The sequence below is a fragment of the Ornithinimicrobium cerasi genome, assembly GCF_003702705.1.
Lineage (GTDB): Bacteria > Actinomycetota > Actinomycetes > Actinomycetales > Dermatophilaceae > Ornithinicoccus > Ornithinicoccus cerasi.
Window position 1 is genome coordinate 22452 of sequence record NZ_QZMN01000008.1, and the last position, 16198, is coordinate 38649.

Genomic DNA, 16198 nt, shown 5'->3' on the forward strand with positions numbered 1-16198 from the left:
TCCCGGCCTACCCCGCGCCACCCCCAGAAGGAGCACCCATGACCCCCCTCACCCTCGGCTACAAGGCCTCCGCGGAGCAGTTCGGCCCGCGTGAGCTCGTCGAGCTCGGCGTCGCCGCGGAGGAGGCGGGGATGCAGACCGCCTTCGTCAGCGACCACTTCCAGCCGTGGCGGCACGAGGGCGGGCACGCGCCGTTCGCGATCGCCTGGATGACGGCGGTCGGCGAGCGCACGAGCTCCCTGGTGCTGGGGACCTCGGTGCTCACCCCGACCTACCGCTACAACCCGGCCGTCCTCGCCCAGGCGTTCGCGACGATGGGCTGCCTCCACCCCGGCAGGGTGGTGATGGGTGTCGGCTCCGGGGAGGCGCTCAACGAGATCGCCACCGGCGCCCGCACGGACTGGCCAGACTTCAAGGAGCGCTTCGCCAGGCTGCGCGAGTCGGTGCGGCTGATCAGGGCGCTCTGGGACGGGGAGCGGACCACCTTCGAGGGTGACTTCTACCGCACCCAGGACGCCACCCTGTATGACGTGCCCGCCGAGCGGGTGCCGGTCTACGTCGCCGCCGGCGGGCCCACGATGGCGAAGTACGCCGGGCGGGTGGGCGAGGGCTTCATCTGCACCAGCGGCAAGGGCATGGAGCTGTACACCGAGCAGCTGCTGCCCGCCGTGCAGGAGGGACGCGCCGCGTCCGCGGACCCGGAGCGGCCGATCGACCGGATGATCGAGATCAAGGTGTCCTACGACCGCGACCACGACGCCGCGCTGGAGAACACCCGGTTCTGGGCGCCGCTGTCGCTGACCGCCGAGCAGAAGCACAGCATCAGCGATCCCGTGGAGATGGAGCGCGCCGCGGACGCGCTGCCGATCGAGCAGGTCGCGCGACGGTGGATCGTGGCCAGCGACCCGGCCGAGGTCGTGGACCAGGTCCGGCCCTACGTCGAGGCGGGCTTCAACCACCTCGTCCTGCACGCGCCGGGGCACGACCAGCGTCGTTTCCTGGAGCAGTTCGCCGAGGACCTCGCCGATCCGCTGCGCTCGTTGGGCAGCGCCCTGCCCTGACCCCGCACGCCGGACGTCGTGACCCGGGTCACGTATTTTGCGCAGAGGGTCGTTGCTGTGGTGAAGTTAGCCGACCCTAAGTCCCCGCGCGACAAGGATGCACCGTTCATGACCCCGATCACCCGCCTCGTCGGCCTCGCCGCCTCCACCACCCTCGTCCTGGGCCTGGCCGCCTGCAGCGTCGAGGAGGAGGCCCCGGCCGGCACCGCGACCGAGGACGCCGCGGTCGACGAGACCTCCGACGACACGACCGAGACCTCCGACGACGCCGCCGGCACCGGCGACGCCAGCTCGCCGGCACCGGCCGCCGCCGAGGGTGACGGCACCCTCGTCCTCTACTCCGGGCGTAACGAGGAGCTCGTCCAGCCGGTGCTGGACGCGTTCACCGACGAGACCGGGATCGCGGTCGAGGTCCGCTACGGCGACACCGCCGCGATGGCCGCGCAGCTGCTCGAGGAGGGCGACAACTCCCCCGCCGAGGTCTTCCTGGCCCAGGACGCCGGCGCGCTCGGCGCCGTCGCCCGGGAAGGGCTGCTCGGCGAGCTGCCCGCCGAGACGCTCGACCTCGTCCCCGACACCTACGAGTCCGCGCAGGGCGACTGGGTCGGGCTGACCGGGCGCTCCCGCGTCCTCGTCTACAACAAGGAGGCGGTGAGCGAGGACGAGCTCCCCGAGACCGTCGCCGAGCTCACCGAGCCCGCGTGGACCGGCCGGGTCGGGATCGCCCCGACCAACGCCTCCTTCCAGTCCTTCGTCACCGCTCTGCGCGTCCTCGAGGGTGACGACGCCGCGGCGCAGTGGCTGGACGGACTGGCCGCCAACGACCCCCAGGTTCGCGAGCGCAACGGCATGATCGTCGCCGACGTCGACTCCGGCGCCATCGACGCGGGTCTGGTCAACCACTACTACCTCTACGAGCTCGCCGACGAGCAGGGCGTCCCCGCCGACGACCTGAACGCGGCCCTGCACTTCTTCCCCGCCGGCGACGCCGGGGCGCTCGTCAACATCTCCGGCATCGGGCTGGTCGGCGAGCAGGCCGACGCCGAGGGCCAGGCCCTCGTCGACTACCTGCTCTCCGAGGCGGGCCAGACCTACTTCGTCGAGGAGACCCACGAGTACCCGATGATCGAGGGGGTCGGCACCCCCGCCGGCCTCCCCGCCCTCGACGAGCTGGAGACGCCCGAGATCGACCTCAACGACCTCGACGACCTCCAGCGGACGATCGAGATGATCACCGAGGCCGGTCTGCTCTGAGCACCCGACGCCCGCACCCTGCGCTCACCGCCGGGGCCCTCGTGGCCACGGCGGTGGCGCTGATCCCCCTGGTCTACCTGGTCCTCCGGACCGGCCAGGGGGGTCTGGGTGCGTGGCTGGAGACCGTGGCCACCGAGCGGACAGCCCGGCTGGCCACCACCTCGCTGCTCCTCGCGGTCGTCGTCACCGCGGCCTGCCTCCTCATCGGCGTCGGCGCCGCCTGGCTGGTCACCCGCAGCAACACCCCCGGCCGGCGTGCCCTCGCGGTGCTGATGGCCCTGCCGCTGGCCGTCCCCAGCTATGTCGCCGCCTTCACCTGGGTCTCGGTGGCCGACCTGTGGACGACCGACCCGGGCACCCGCTTCGAGGGGTTCGTCGCGGCCTCGGTCGTCCTCACGCTCTACACCTACCCCTACGTCTACCTGCCCGTCGCGGTGGCGCTGGTGCGGGTCGACCCGGCCCAGGAGGAGGTGGCGCGCTCCCTCGGACGCGGCCCGCTGCATACCCTCCTCACCGTCACCCTCCCCCAGGTGCGGCCGGCCATCGCCGGCGGCGCCCTCCTCGCGGTCCTCTACGTGCTCGCCGACTTCGGTGCCGTCTCGATCCTGCGCCTCGACACCTTCACGCGCGCCGTCTTCACCGCGTTCAGCGCCGGCTTCAACCGCCAGGGCGCGCTCACCCTCGCCACCCTCCTCGTGCTCGTCACGGTCCTCGTGCTCACCGTCGAGGGGCGCACCCGCCGGGCCGGGGCGCGCTTCTCCGGGACCCACGTCACCCGCCCCGCCCGGGCCGCCGACCTCGGGGTATGGCGCTGGGCCGGGTCCGCCGCTCTCGCGGCGGTCCTCCTCGCGGCCCTGGGCGTGCCGGCCCTGTCCCTGGTGCGGTGGATGACGAGCGGCACGTCGGGCGCCGACGCGGTGGGACGGCTCTGGGACGCGGCCGCCGGCTCCCTCACGGCCTCGCTGCTCGGCGCGCTGCTGACGATGCTGCTCGCGCTGCCCGTCGGCATCCTCGCCGCCCGGCACCCCGGCCGGCTGAGCCGGGCGCTGGAGCGCGCCGCCTACCTGGCGCACAGCCTGCCGGGTGTCGTCGTCGGGCTCTCGCTCGTCTTCTTCGGGGTGACGGTGGCGCTGCCGCTGTACCAGACGACGTGGCTGCTCGCGCTGGGTTACGCCACGCTGTTCCTCCCGCTCGGCGTGGGCGCGGTGGCCTCGGCCGCGGCCCAGGCCCCGCCGTCGCTGGAGGAGGCCGCCTCGGCGCTGGGTCGCTCGCCCGCCGAGGTGTTCCGCCGGGTCACCCTGCCGCTGACGCTGCCCGGCATCGGCGCGGGCGCGGCTCTCGTCTTCCTCACCGCGATGAAGGAGCTGCCGGCGACGCTGCTGCTGCGCCCGACCGGCATGGACACCCTGGCCACCCGGCTGTGGAGCGCGACCGCGATCGGTCGCTACGCCGAGGCGGCGCCCTACGCCCTCGTCCTCGTGGCGCTGGCCGCGGTGCCGACCTGGCTCATCGTCCGGCGCAGCGGCATCCTGCCCGCCGCCGGGGAGCGCGAGCCGCTGCGGCCGGTGCGGATCGACGAGACAGGCGCCACCGACCTCCTGGAGGGCGTGAAAGCATGAGGCTGACCAGCCTGTTCAGCACCGAGAGCGACGGAGCGCCGATGCCCACCGCCACCACCGACGCGCGGTCCACCCACGTGCCGCACGCCGTGGAGGTGGTCGGGGTGAGCAAGGCCTTCGGTGCGGTCGCCGCGCTCGAGCAGGTGAGCCTGACCCTGGACGCCGGCGAGTTCGTCGCGGTGCTCGGCCCCTCGGGCTGCGGCAAGACGACCCTGCTGCGGTGCATGGCCGGCTTCGAGCGCATCGACTCGGGCCGGGTGGCGCTGGGCGGGCGGGCCGTCGCGCTGCCGGGGATCCACCTTCCCCCGCACCGTCGCCACGTCGCGGTCGTCCCCCAGGAGGGCGCGCTCTTCCCCCACCTGTCGGTCAGCGAGAACGTCGGCTTCGGCCTCGCCGCGGACGGCTTCGGCGCACGCGCGGGACGGGCGCTGCGCGGGGGGCGCCAGGGCCGGGACGCCACGGGCGGCACGGGCGGGGGCGTCGTCAGGGCCGGTGCCCGCGCGGCCCGCATCGAGGAGTGCCTGGAGATGGTCGGCCTCGCCGGGATGGGGTCGCGGATGCCGCACGAGCTCTCCGGCGGGCAGCAGCAGCGGGTCGCGCTCGCCCGCGCGCTGGCCCCGCACCCCCCGCTGGTGCTCCTCGACGAGCCGTTCAGCGCCCTCGACGCCTCGCTGCGCACGGAGCTGCGGGCCGACGTGCGCACGGCCCTGCGCGAGGCCGGCGCCACCGCCATCCTCGTCACCCACGACCAGGGCGAGGCGCTGTCGATGGCCGACCGCGTCGCCGTCATGTGCGACGGGCGCCTGCGCCAGGTCGGCACGCCCGAGGAGGTCTACACGACGCCGGTCGACGCCTGGGTCGCGACCTTCGTCGGCGAGGCCGAGCTGCTCGAGGTCACCCAGGGCCACGGCGACCGGCTCGACACGCCGCTGGGTCCGGTCAGCGTCCTCGACGGCGGCCCGGCCGCCTCGCACGTCGTGCTCCGTCCCGAGCAGGTGCACCTGGTCCCCGACCGGGGCGACGGCCTCTCCGCCGACGCGGGCGCCGGCGCCGTGCGGACGGTCGTCCGCTCCGTCGACTTCCACGGCCACGACGCCCTCGTCACCCTCGAGCTCCCGGGCGGCCGGACGGCCCGGGCCCGCACCGGCGCCCACCCGCCGCGCCCCGGCGAGCGCATGCTGGCCTGGGTCGAGGGGGTATGCCGCGCCGTCCCCCCTGGCGGCCTCTGAGCCCACCCCCGCACCGCCGGCCTCCGCACGTCTGGGGTGGGTCGGTGCTGCTGGGGCGACACCGATCCACCACGGTGCGCCGCGGAGCGTGGCCCCGGTTCCGGCCCCCTCGCTCCTGGATGCCGGCAGACCACTGCTGCCGGCCCTGTCGGCCGCTACGCCAGCGCGTGCAGCAGCAGCCCGTGCAGCGCCACGAGCCCGTCGCGGGAGAGGACCGACTCGGCGTGCCCCTGGATCGTGGCGACGCCCGGGCCGCGCAGGGCCACCACCGCGTCGTCCGGCTCGTGCACGGCGACCTCCAGCGGCCGGCCCGCCACCGACAGCTCGCCGACCGGCGGCCTCGCGACGAAGGTGTTGTAGAACCCGATGCGCCGCACGTCGCCCCAGAGGTCCACGGGCAGCTGCACCCCCTGGTTGGGGCGGGCGAGCTTGGTGATCTCCAGCCCCGCCAGCGCGGCGAGCACCTGGTGCGAGAGGCACACCGCGAGGGTCGGCAGGCCGCTGTCGAGCCGGGCCGCGACGAGCGCACGCAGCCGCACGATCCGCTCCTCCGCCAGGTCGGTCGGGTCGCCCGGCCCCGGCCCGAGGAGCACGAGGTCCCAGGCGGGGTCCGCGACGTCCGCCTCCGACACCCGCTCCCAGCGCCGCACGTCGGCGACCATCCCGACGTGCCGCACCATGTGCGCCAGCATCTGGGTCCAGGTGTCCTCGGCGTCGACCACGAGCACGCGTCGCCCGACGAGCAGCGGGTCGGGCCGGCTCTCCTGCGGGCTCAACCAGAACGGCGACAGCGACTCGTTGCGCGCGGCGAGGTCCTCGGCGACGCCGGGGAGCGAGGCGAGCTGCACGGCATACCCGAGGTCGCGGCGGGGGCGCAGCCCCAGCGCGGCGAGCATCCCGCGCGCCTTGGCCGCCGTCTCGGCGACCTCCGAGCGGGGGTCGCTGTGCCGCACGAGCGTGGCCCCGGCGCTGACCGTGATGGTCCCGGACCCGTCGACGTGGGCGGTGCGGATGAGGATCGGCGCGTCGAGGCGCTCCCCGCCCTCCTCGTCGAGGTCCAGCAGCGCGAGCACGCCGGAGTAGTAGCCTCGCCCGTCCGGCTCGTGCCGCCTGATGACGGTGCACGCGTTCTCCATCGGCGAGCCGGTCACGGTCGGCGCGAACATCGTCGCCCGCAGCACGTCGCGGACGTCGGCCTCGCTGGCCCCGTCGAGGAGGTACTCCGTGTGCGTCAGGTGCGCCATCTGCTTCAGCGCCGGCCCGGTGATCCGGCCGCCGTGGGAGCAGATCTGCGCCATCATCTTCATCTCCTCGTCGACCACCATGAAGAGCTCCTCGGTCTCCTTGGTGTCCTTGACGAACTCTGAGAAGGACTCGCGCAGCTGGGCTCCGTCCGGGTCGTCGAGCGGGTGGCGGAAGGTCCCCGAGATGGGGTTCATCCAGACCCGGCCGTCGCGCACGCTGACGTGCCGCTCGGGCGTGGCGCCGACGAGCGTGTGGCCGGGGGTGTGCACGGCGAACGTCCAGTAGGCGCCGCGCTCGTCGGCCAGCAGGGTGCGCAGCCAGGTGAGGGCGGCCGTCGCGGGGTCGGCGTCGGTGTGCGCGAGCACGTCCCGGCGGATGACGAAGTTGGCCCCCTCGCCGTTGCCGATCTCCTCCTCGATCACCCGCTCGACGGTGCGCGCGTAGTCGTCGTCGCTCACGCTGAACCGTTCGCCGGTCACCTCGACGGGCGCGGTCGGCAGCGCGGCCAGGAGGTCCTCCAGGCCGATCCGCTGGTATGCCGTCGGGCCGGCCGGGCGGAGCACGCGCAGGGGGGTCCCGTCGTCGTGCGCGTCGAAGCCCCGCTCGGTGATCTGGCGGAAGGGGACGAGCGCCAGCACCGGGGCACCCTCGCCCGGGCGTGGCAGGTCGCGCAACCGGTCGAGGTCCTCCACCTCGCCCAGGACCAGCTCGACCCGGTCCTGCCCCTCCCGCCACAGGATCGCCCACGACTGACCCGAGGGGTCGGCGAGGATCTGGTCGAGGAGGTGGTGGGGCATGGGCGACAGTGTTTCATCCTGCGACCGGCGCGCTGGCGCCTGCCGCGCACGGCCCGCGGGATGCGGAGGGGGCGCGCGCGTCATACCGTCGCGGGGTGAAGGTCCTCATCACCGGCGCGGCCGGCATCATCGGCCGGACCCTGGCCCAGGGTCTGGCCGACCGGTACGACCTGATGCTCACCGACGTCGACCCCGGAGCCGGGCCGGACGCGGGCGTGGCGCCGCTGGACGTGCGTGACCTCGCCGCCTGCACCCGGGTCCTCGACGGCGTGGAGACGGTCGTCCACCTCGCCGGCGCGGCCTCACCGCAGGCGGACTGGGAGACGGTGCTGGACCTCAACATCGTCGGCACCCGCACCGTGCTCGAGGCGGCCCGGCAGGCGGGGGTGCGCAGGGTCGTGCTGGCCTCCTCCAACCACGCCATGGGGATGTACGACCGAGACGAGCAGTGGCCGGTGTACGGCTCGATGCCCCCGCGGCCGGACTCCCCCTACGGGGTGTCGAAGGTGGTCGGCGAGACGCTGGGTCGCTACTACCACGACGCGTTCGGGCTGGAGGTCCTCGTGCTGCGCGTCGGGTGGTCCACCGGCGACCACGGCGCCGCCCGGGAGGAGCTGCTCCAGGCGATGTGGCTCAGCGAGCGCGACACCGTCGAGGTCTTCCGTTGCGCGGTCGAGGCCCCGGTGCGGTTCGGGATCTACTACGCGACCTCCGACAACGCCAACCGGCGGTGGGACATGACCGACACGATGGTCGACCTCGGCTACCGCCCCCGCGACCGGTGGCACGACGCCGCGGGGCAGGAGGAGAGCGTGCGGCCCGGCGGGCACCGGCCGCCACCTGGGTGGCCCGAGGCCTGACCGACCCCGGGCGACCGCCGTGTCCGGAACGGCAGGTCGGCCCCGACATGCTGGTGGAGGCCACGAGCCCCCCACCCACGATCCGCGCACCGAAGGGACAGGTATGAAGTACGTCATCCTCATCCACTCCAACCCCCAGCCCTGGGGCCACCCCACGGCCCAGTTCCTGCCCGAGCACCAGGAGGTCCCCCCGGCGGAGCGGGAGCAGCTCGACCGCAACTTCGAGGAGGGCTTCGCCGAGGTCATGGCCCGGGGCGAGTTCGTCCACGCGGAGCCGCTCGGCGCCCCCAGCACGTCGCGGCTCTTCCGCTGGAAGGACGGCGAGCGGGTCGTCGTCGACGGGCCGTACGCCGAGGGCAAGGAGCACTTCGCCGGGTTCTTCCTCGTCGACGTCGAGTCGCACGAGCGGGCCGAGGAGATCGCCCGGCTGTTCTCCGGGCCCGGTGAGACGGTCGAGCTGCGGCCCGTCATGGACGGCGGGGGGAACGGCAGCTGAGCACGGCACCCGAGGCGCTCGAGGTCGTGTGGCGCCGGGAGGCGCCGCACGTCCTCGCCGCGCTGCTGCGCCGGCACGGCAGCTTCGACGACTGCGAGGACGCCCTCCAGCTGGCGCTCCTGGCCGCCGCCGAGCAGTGGCCGCGCGACGGGGTGCCGCACAACCCCGCTGGCTGGCTGGTCCGGGTGGCCTCGCGGCGGGTCGTCGACCAGGTCCGTGCGGACACGGCGCGACGGGGACGGGAGGAGCGGGCGGCCCGGCTCGACCGGGTCGACGAGGGGGTCGCCCCCTCGCCCCGCGCCGGCACGGAGGACCACGACGCCGGGCGGGGCGACGACACCCTGGACCTCCTCGTCCTGTGCACCCATTCCAGCCTCTCCCCCTCCTCGCAGGTCGCGCTGATGCTGCGCGCCGTGGGCGGGCTCACGACCCGGGAGATCGCCGACGCGTTCTTCGTGCCGGAGGCCACCACCACCCGACGGATCACCCGCGCCAAGGCGACGCTGCGCGAGGCGGGCGCGCGCTTCGCGCACCCGGACGCGCGCACGCTGGCCGGTCGCCTCCCGGCCGTGCGTCAGGCGGTCTCGCTGATCTACACGACCGGGCACGCCGCCCGGAGCCGTCCGGGGTCCAGCGACGGCACGCTGACGACCACCGCCGTCCACCTCGCCCGGGAGCTGTGCCGCCGGTGCCCGGGCGACCCGGAGAACGCCGGCCTGCTGGCGCTGCTGCTGCTCACCCAGGCCCGCCGCGCCGCCCGGTTCACCGCCTCCGGCGACCTCGTGCCCCTCGACCGGCAGGACCGCCGGCTCTGGGGCCGCGACCTGATCGTCGAGGGGGTGCAGGTTCTCGAGCGGGCGCTCCCGGTGGGCTACGTGGGGTCCTTCCAGCTCCAGGCCTCCATCGCCGCCGTCCACGCCGACGCCGCCGACGCCCGGGACACCGACTGGGCCCAGATCCTGGTCCTCTACGACATGCTCGAGCGGGTCGACCCCACCCCGGCCGTCAGCCTGGGCCGGGCGGTGGCCACGGCGGAGGTGCACGGCCCCCTCGCCGGGCTCGCGGTCCTCGAGGGTATGCCGCCGGGCAGCCACCGCCTCCTGGCCGCCCGGGGTCACATGCTGGCCGGGGCCGGGCTGGCGGTGGAGGCGCGCGCCGACCTCCTCCGCGCCGCCAGCCTGACCAGGAGCATCCCCGAGCAGCGCTACCTCAACCGGCTCGCCGCCGACCTCTGAGGCGTCCGCCGCTCAGGACGTGACCGCGCCCTCCGACGCCGGACCGACGAGGCGGACGTACTTGGCCAGCACGCCGCGGCGGGCCCGCGCCGGGGGCTCGGGCGGGGACCAGGCCTCCCGACGGCGGGTCAGCTCGGCCTCGTCCACCTCGAGGTCCAGCCGGCCGTTCGCCACGTCGAGCACGATCGCGTCCCCGTCCTGGACGAGCGCGACAGGGCCGCCTTCGGTCGCCTCCGGGGCGACGTGGCCCACGCACAACCCGGTGGTGCCGCCGGAGAAGCGGCCGTCGGTGACGAGGAGGACCTCCTTGCCCAGGCCGGCGCCCTTGATGGCCCCCGTGATCGCGAGCATCTCGCGCATCCCGGGTCCGCCCTTGGGGCCCTCGTAGCGGATGACGACCACGTCGCCCGCCCCGATCGTCCCGTCCTCGAGGGCGTCCATGGCCCCGCGCTCGCCGTCGAAGACCCGGGCGGTCCCGCGGAACACCTCGGAGTCGAAGCCCGCGGACTTCACCACCGCCCCGCCGGGGGCGAGGCTGCCCTCGAGGATCGTCAGGCCGCCCGTGGCGTGGATGGGGTTGTCCAGGGTGCGCAGCACGGTGCCGTCCAGCGGCGGGGCGCCGAGGTCGGCCAGGTTCTCGCGCAGGGTGCGGCCGGTCACCGTGAGCACGTCACCGTGCAGCAGGTCAGCGTCCAGCAGCGCCTGCATGACGACCGGGATGCCGCCGATCCGTTCGATGTCGACCATGACGTGGCGGCCGAACGGCTTGACGTCCGCCAGGTGCGGCACCTTCCGACCGATCCGCCGGAAGTCGTCCAGGGTCAGCGGCACCTCGGCCTCGCGGGCGATCGCCAGCAGGTGCAGCACCGCGTTGGTCGAGCCGCCGAAGGCCATCGTCACCGCGATGGCGTTCTCGAACGCCTCCCGGGTGAGGATCTGTCGGGCGGTGATGCCCTGCTCGAGCATCCGCACGACGGCCTCGCCGGACTTGCGGGCATGCCCGTCCCGGCGCCGGTCGGTGGCGGGTGGCGCCGCGGAGCCGGGCAACGACATACCCAGCGCCTCGGCCGCGGCCGCCATCGTGTTGGCGGTGTAGAACCCCCCGCAGGCCCCCTCGCCCGGGCAGATCGCCCGCTCGATGGCGTCGACGTCCTCGCGCGACATCAGCCCGGCGGCGCACGCGCCGACGGCCTCGAAGGCGTCGATGATCGTCACCTCGCGCTCGGAGCCGTCGGAGAGCCGGGCGCGTCCGGGCAGGATCGAGCCGGCGTAGACGAAGACCGAGGCCAGGTCCAGACGGGCCGCCGCCATGAGCATCCCGGGCAGCGACTTGTCGCAGCCGGCGAGCAGCACCGACCCGTCGAGGCGTTCGGCCGACATGACCGTCTCGACCGAGTCGGCGATGATCTCCCGGCTCACGAGGGAGTAGTGCATGCCCTCGTGGCCCATCGAGATGCCGTCGGAGACCGAGATCGTGCCGAACTCCAGGGGGTAGCCCCCGGCGGCGTGCACCCCGTCCTTGACGGCCTTGGCCAGCCGGTCGAGGGACAGGTTGCAGGGGGTGATCTCGTTCCAGCTGCTCGCCACCCCGATCTGGGGCTTGACCCAGTCGTCGTCGCCCATGCCGACCGCGCGCAGCATCCCGCGCGCCGCGGTCTTCTCCAGCCCGTCGGTGACGTCGCGGGAGCGCGGCTTGACGTCGATCTCAGCCACGGGCGGCCGACCCCTCGACGTAGTCGCTGTCGGCCTCGTGACCCTTGACCCAGGCCATCATCCCGCGCAGCTCCTTTCCGGTGGCCTCGATCGGGTGAGCCGCCCCCTTCTCGCGGAGCGCGGTGAACTCCGGTGCCCCGGCGTCCTGGTCCTCGATGAAGCGACGTGCGAAGGCGCCGTTGCGCACGTCCTCCAGGACGGCCCGCATGTTGTCCTTGACGCGCTCGTCGATGACGCGCGGGCCGGAGACGTAGTCGCCGTACTCCGCGGTGTCCGAGACCGACCAGCGCTGCTTGGCGATCCCGCCCTCGTACATGAGGTCCACGATGAGCTTGAGCTCGTGCAGACACTCGAAGTAGGCGACCTCGGGCTGGTAGCCGGCCTCGGTGAGGGTCTCGAACCCGTACTGCACCAGCTGGCTCATGCCGCCGCACAGCACGGCCTGCTCGCCGAACAGGTCGGTCTCGGTCTCCTCGGTGAACGTCGTCTCGATCCCGCCGGCGCGCAGGCCGCCGATGGCCGAGGCGTAGGACAGCGCCAGCGCCTTGGCGTGGCCGGTCGCGTCCTGCTCCACCGCGACGAGCACCGGCACGCCGCGGCCGTCGACGTACTCGCGCCGGACGAGGTGACCGGGGCCCTTCGGCGCCACCATGCACACGTCGACGTCGGCCGGGGGCGTGATGTAGCCGAACCGGATGTTGAACCCGTGGCTGAAGAACAGCGCCTTGCCGGCCGACAGGTGCGGCTCGACGGCCTCGGCGTAGACGTGGCGCTGCACGTGGTCCGGGACGAGCATCATGATGACGTCCGCCTCGGCGCACGCCTCGGCGGGGGTCACCACGCGCAGGCCCTCCGCCTCCGCCCTGGCCCGGCTCTGCGACCCCTCGGCGAGCCCGACGCGCACGTCCACCCCCGAGTCGCGCAGCGACAGCGCGTGCGCGTGCCCCTGGCTGCCGTAGCCGAGCACCGCGACCGTGCGCTGCTGGATGAGGGACAGGTCGGCGTCGTCGTCGTAGTACATCGTGGCCATGGGCAACTCCTGTGCTCGTTCGTTCGTGTCAGGACTCGGGGGGCGCTCCGGGGCGCAGCCCCGTTCGGGGGGGAACTCGGGGGGCGGAGCCCCTCGAGCGGGTCTAGAAGGCGGCGGCGGCCATCGCCCCGACCGGCCGGGGGCCGTTGTCGTTGATCGCCCACAGGCGCGTCCGGATGGCGTCCGCGTCGGCCAGCTCCTCGATGTGGATGACCTCGACGAGCTTGTCGAGCTGGCTGGTGACCTTGTGCAGCTGCTCGGCGCTGACGTTGACGACGATCGTCATCCGGGAGACCTTGCTGTCCTCGGTCGGGCCGACGACGAGGTGGTCGATGTTGAAGTTGCGGCGGGCGAAGAGGACCGAGACGCGGGCGAGGACGCCCGGGTTGTTCTCGACGAGGACGGACAGGGCCTGGCGGCCGGGTGAGGGAGTGGTCATGGTGGTGCCTCTCTGTGCTGGGTCTGCGGCGGTGGGTCGGGTGGTGGGTCGGGTGCTGGACCGGTATGCCGTGGGCGGGGTGGGTACCTCCGGCGCCGGCGGGGGATAGGGGGAGAGCAGGGTCATCAGTCCTCCCCGTACTCCGGGCGGACGTCCCGCGCGTGCTGGATGTCGTCGTTGCTGGTGCCGGCGGGGACCATCGGCCAGACCATCGCGTCCTTGCTCACCCGGAAGTCGACGACGACGGGCTGGTCGTCCACCTCCATCGCGGCCTCGATGGTCCGGTCGACGTCCTCGGGCCGGTCGCAGCGCAGGCCGACGCAGCCGTAGGCCTGGGCGAGGGTGGCGAAGTCCGGGATCTGCATCGAGGGCAGCTGGGAGGCGCTGAAGCGCTCGGCGTAGAAGAGCGCCTGCCACTGGCGGACCATGCCGAGGGCGGCGTTGTTGATGATGGCGACCTTGATGGGGATGCCCTCGACCGAGCAGGTCGCCAGCTCCTGGTTGGTCATCTGGAAGCAGCCGTCGCCGTCGATCGCCCAGACGGTGGTGTCCGGCAGGGCGACCTTGGCGCCCATGGCGGCGGGCACCGCATACCCCATCGTCCCCAGCCCGCCGGAGTTGAGCCAGTGGCGCGGACGGTCGTAGGTGATGAACTGGCTGGCCCACATCTGGTGCTGCCCGACGCCCGCGGCGAAGACGGTGTCCGGCCCGGAGATCTTCCCGAGCCGCTCGATGACCAGCTGCGGGGCGAGCGCACCGTCCGAGGGCGTCTCGTAGCCCAGCGGGTAGCGCCGCTTCCAGCCGAGGCAGCGCTCGACCCAGGCGTCGTAGTCGGGCATGGCCCCGGCGGCCGTGCGGTGCGTCCACTCGAGGACCAGCTGCCGGATGGTGTCCCGGGCGTCGCCGACCAGCCCGACCTCGGTGGGGAAGTTCTTGCCGATCTCGGCCGGGTCGATGTCGGCGTGGATGATCGTGGCCCCGGGGGCGAAGGTGTGCTTGGCACCGGTCACCCGGTCGTCGAAGCGCGCGCCCAGGCTGATGATGAGGTCCGACTTCTGCAGCGTGGCGACGCCGGCGACGCTGCCGTGCATGCCCGGCATCCCCATGTGCTGCGGGTGGCTGTCGGGGAAGACGCCGCGGGCCATGAGCGTCGTGACGACGGGTATGCCGGTCAGCTCGGCCAGGCGCAGCACCTCCTCCGAGGCGTTCGCCCTCAGGCAGCCGCCGCCGACGTAGAGCACCGGCCGGCGGGCCTTCATCATCAGCTCGACCGCGTCCCTGACCGCCTGCGGGGCGGGGGTGCTGTGCGGACGGAAACCGGGCATCGGGAGCTGGAGCAGCGACTCGTCGGCGAGCGCGGTGAGCGCGTCCTTGGTCACGTCGACGAGCACCGGACCGGGGCGGCCCGTGGCGGCCAGGTGGAAGGCGGAGGCGATGGTCGCCGCGATCTCGTCGGGGTTGGTCACGAGGAAGGAGTGCTTGGTGACCGGCATGGAGATCGACCGGATGTCGGCCTCCTGGAAGGCGTCGGAGCCCATGGCCGTGCTCGCGACGTTGCCGGTGATGGCGACGATCGGCACCGAGTCCATGTTGGCGTCGGCGAGCGGGGTGACGAGGTTGGTGGCTCCCGGCCCGGAGGTGGCCATGCACACGCCCACCCTGCCCGTCGCTGCTGCGTACCCCTGGGCGGCGTGCCCGCCCCCCTGCTCGTGCCGCACCAGGATGTGGCGGATCCGGTCAGAGCTGTAGAGCGCGTCGTAGAGCGGGAGGACGGCGCCCCCGGGCAGGCCGAAGATGTGCTCGACCCCGAGCCGCTCGAGGGTTCCGACGAGCGCCTGGGCGCCCGTCCTGCGGTCGGCGCCGACCACGACGCCGCCGGTGGTCCCCGGTGCGACGGTCGTGGCGCCGTCGGCGATGCTCTCGCTGCTGACGTGGGTGGCGGTCATGTGTGTGGTCCTGCCGTGTGGGGGGGTGGTGGGGAGGCTTGGTGAGGGTCGGGCAACAAAAAACCCCTCGGCCCGGTGGGGCAAACGAGGGGAGGACGCGTCTCGGCGTGGACTTAGGCCGTGGCGCGTCCCGGGGTAATAAGTACGAGGGCGAGGTGCTGCATGGACGTCACTCTGGCCGACGGTGGCCCCGACGTCAACCCCTTCGGGAAGAATTGCATGAATATGTGAGGAAGCGCACAACTATGCGCTTGTCGATATATCGTTGACGTATCGCTACACATCATGTCAGTCTTGACTTCATCGCGGCACCGGGACGGTCTGTGCCGCACCATCGAAGGAGAGACACATGACGCAGCGCGGCAGGGGCTTCGACCCCGAGCAGTTCTTCGGGCCGGAAGGTCCGTTCGGTCCCCGGGGCCCCCTCGGTCCCGGAGGCATCTTCGGGCCGCAGGGTCCGTTCGGGACCAGCGGCGGCTGGCCCGGCGTGGGCGGGTTCAACCTGGGCAGCTCCGGACCGGGCTGGTCCGGAGAGCGGCGAGGTCCGCGACCGGGAGGTCGTCGCGCACGCCGCGGAGACGTGCGCAGCGCGATCCTCGAGCTGCTCGCCGAGCGCGGCCCCTCCAACGGCTACCAGCTCATGCAGGGCATCGCCGAGGCCACCGACGGGGCGTGGACGCCCAGCTCGGGCGCCATCTACCCCGCCCTGGCCCAGCTGGAGGACGAGGGCCTGGTCGAGCAGGTGGAGACGGAGGGCCGCAAGGCCTACCAGCTGACCGACGCGGGTCGCGAGGCTGCCGGCAACGGCCCCTCCCTGCTGTGGGGCGGGCAGACGGGCCAGGAGCCGGAGGACCCGTGGTCGGACCGCGCCGAGCGGCGCGGAGCGCGCGGGCACGCCCACCACGGCGGGCCCGGGCGCGGCTTCGGCGGGCCGGGGCGCCACGGCGGCGGCTCCCGTCGCACCGGTGGCACCCTGTGGAAGGCCCTCGGCGGGGTGGCCATGGCCACCCAGGCCGTCGGTCAGGCCGGTGACGACGAGCTCACCGCCGAGGCCGCCCAGGTTCTCGACCGTGCCCGTCGCGACCTCTACCGGATGCTCGCCGAGGCCGAGGTCGCCAAGGACGAGGACGAGGCCACCGGCTGGACCGGTGAGGAGGGCGAGGAGATCACCGACGGCGAGATCGTCGAGGACTGAGCCCACGCCATACCGGCTTCAGCCGGGACCAGCTGCCGACCCGTGGGGGTCCACCGGGGCGGAGCCCCCGCGGGTCGGC

At 73.6% G+C, this 16198-nt stretch carries 13 protein-coding genes; 8 read left to right on the forward strand and 5 right to left on the reverse strand.

Annotated features, from left to right (window positions below; translation table 11 throughout):
- Window positions 1–38 precede the first annotated feature (38 nt).
- From fgd to D4B81_RS10410, 4 genes are all read left to right on the forward strand, one after another.
- The gene (gene fgd, locus D4B81_RS10395) at window positions 39–1061 is read left to right on the forward strand and encodes a glucose-6-phosphate dehydrogenase (coenzyme-F420) (RefSeq protein WP_122262527.1); all 1023 of its coding nucleotides are present in this window, start codon (window positions 39–41) and stop codon (window positions 1059–1061) included.
- A 108-nt stretch (window positions 1062–1169) separates the two neighbouring features.
- A complete protein-coding gene (locus D4B81_RS10400; RefSeq protein ID WP_122262529.1) occupies window positions 1170–2315 on the forward strand; it encodes an iron ABC transporter substrate-binding protein in 1146 nt (381 codons plus the stop codon).
- 53 nt (window positions 2316–2368) lie between these two features.
- Window positions 2369–3934, forward strand: coding sequence for an ABC transporter permease (locus D4B81_RS10405; RefSeq protein WP_237565936.1), 1566 nt, complete (start codon window positions 2369–2371; stop codon window positions 3932–3934).
- A complete protein-coding gene (locus D4B81_RS10410) occupies window positions 3931–5163 on the forward strand; it encodes an ABC transporter ATP-binding protein (protein WP_237565937.1) in 1233 nt (410 codons plus the stop codon). The genes D4B81_RS10405 and D4B81_RS10410 overlap by 4 nt, the downstream gene beginning before the upstream one ends.
- A gap of 155 nt (window positions 5164–5318) precedes the next feature.
- Here D4B81_RS10410 and D4B81_RS10415 read toward each other — a convergent pair whose 3' ends face one another.
- Entirely contained in the window at window positions 5319–7205 is a 1887-nt protein-coding gene (locus D4B81_RS10415; protein WP_122262533.1) for a chorismate-binding protein, read from the reverse strand.
- Window positions 7206–7300: 95 nt separating this feature from the next.
- On the opposite strand from D4B81_RS10415, the gene D4B81_RS10420 reads away from it, so the two are divergent.
- The 3 genes from D4B81_RS10420 to D4B81_RS10430 all read left to right on the forward strand — a co-directional run bounded on the left by D4B81_RS10420 (window position 7301) and on the right by D4B81_RS10430 (window position 9796).
- A complete protein-coding gene (locus D4B81_RS10420) occupies window positions 7301–8065 on the forward strand; it encodes an NAD-dependent epimerase/dehydratase family protein (protein ID WP_122262535.1) in 765 nt (254 codons plus the stop codon).
- A 103-nt stretch (window positions 8066–8168) separates the two neighbouring features.
- Window positions 8169–8561 carry a YciI family protein gene (locus D4B81_RS10425; protein ID WP_097188910.1) on the forward strand — a complete coding sequence of 131 codons (393 nt, stop codon included), beginning with the start codon at window positions 8169–8171 and terminating at the stop codon, window positions 8559–8561.
- A gap of 26 nt (window positions 8562–8587) precedes the next feature.
- Window positions 8588–9796: an RNA polymerase sigma factor gene (locus D4B81_RS10430; RefSeq protein ID WP_237565938.1), complete on the forward strand. Its 1209-nt coding sequence runs from the start codon at window positions 8588–8590 to the stop codon at window positions 9794–9796.
- 12 nt (window positions 9797–9808) lie between these two features.
- Here the strand turns inward: D4B81_RS10430 and ilvD are convergent, their stop codons facing one another.
- The 4 genes from ilvD to D4B81_RS10450 all read right to left on the reverse strand — a co-directional run bounded on the left by ilvD (window position 9809) and on the right by D4B81_RS10450 (window position 14924).
- Complete coding sequence (gene ilvD, locus D4B81_RS10435) at window positions 9809–11509, reverse strand: dihydroxy-acid dehydratase (protein ID WP_122262539.1); 1701 nt, start codon at window positions 11507–11509, stop codon at window positions 9809–9811.
- Window positions 11502–12539: a ketol-acid reductoisomerase gene (gene ilvC, locus D4B81_RS10440; protein ID WP_122262542.1), complete on the reverse strand. Its 1038-nt coding sequence runs from the start codon at window positions 12537–12539 to the stop codon at window positions 11502–11504. Before ilvC ends, ilvD begins: the two co-directional genes overlap by 8 nt.
- Window positions 12540–12642: 103 nt before the next feature.
- On the reverse strand, window positions 12643–12978 hold the full coding sequence (gene ilvN, locus D4B81_RS10445; protein ID WP_097188965.1) for an acetolactate synthase small subunit: 336 nt from the start codon (window positions 12976–12978) through the stop codon (window positions 12643–12645).
- 125 nt (window positions 12979–13103) lie between these two features.
- Window positions 13104–14924 (reverse strand): acetolactate synthase large subunit, encoded by a 1821-nt coding sequence (locus D4B81_RS10450; RefSeq protein WP_122262544.1) that lies wholly within the window; start codon window positions 14922–14924, stop codon window positions 13104–13106.
- A gap of 349 nt (window positions 14925–15273) precedes the next feature.
- Here D4B81_RS10450 and D4B81_RS18510 point away from each other — a divergent pair, with 349 nt between their 5' ends.
- A complete protein-coding gene (locus tag D4B81_RS18510) occupies window positions 15274–16119 on the forward strand; it encodes a PadR family transcriptional regulator (protein ID WP_202613658.1) in 846 nt (281 codons plus the stop codon).
- Window positions 16120–16198 lie beyond the last annotated feature (79 nt).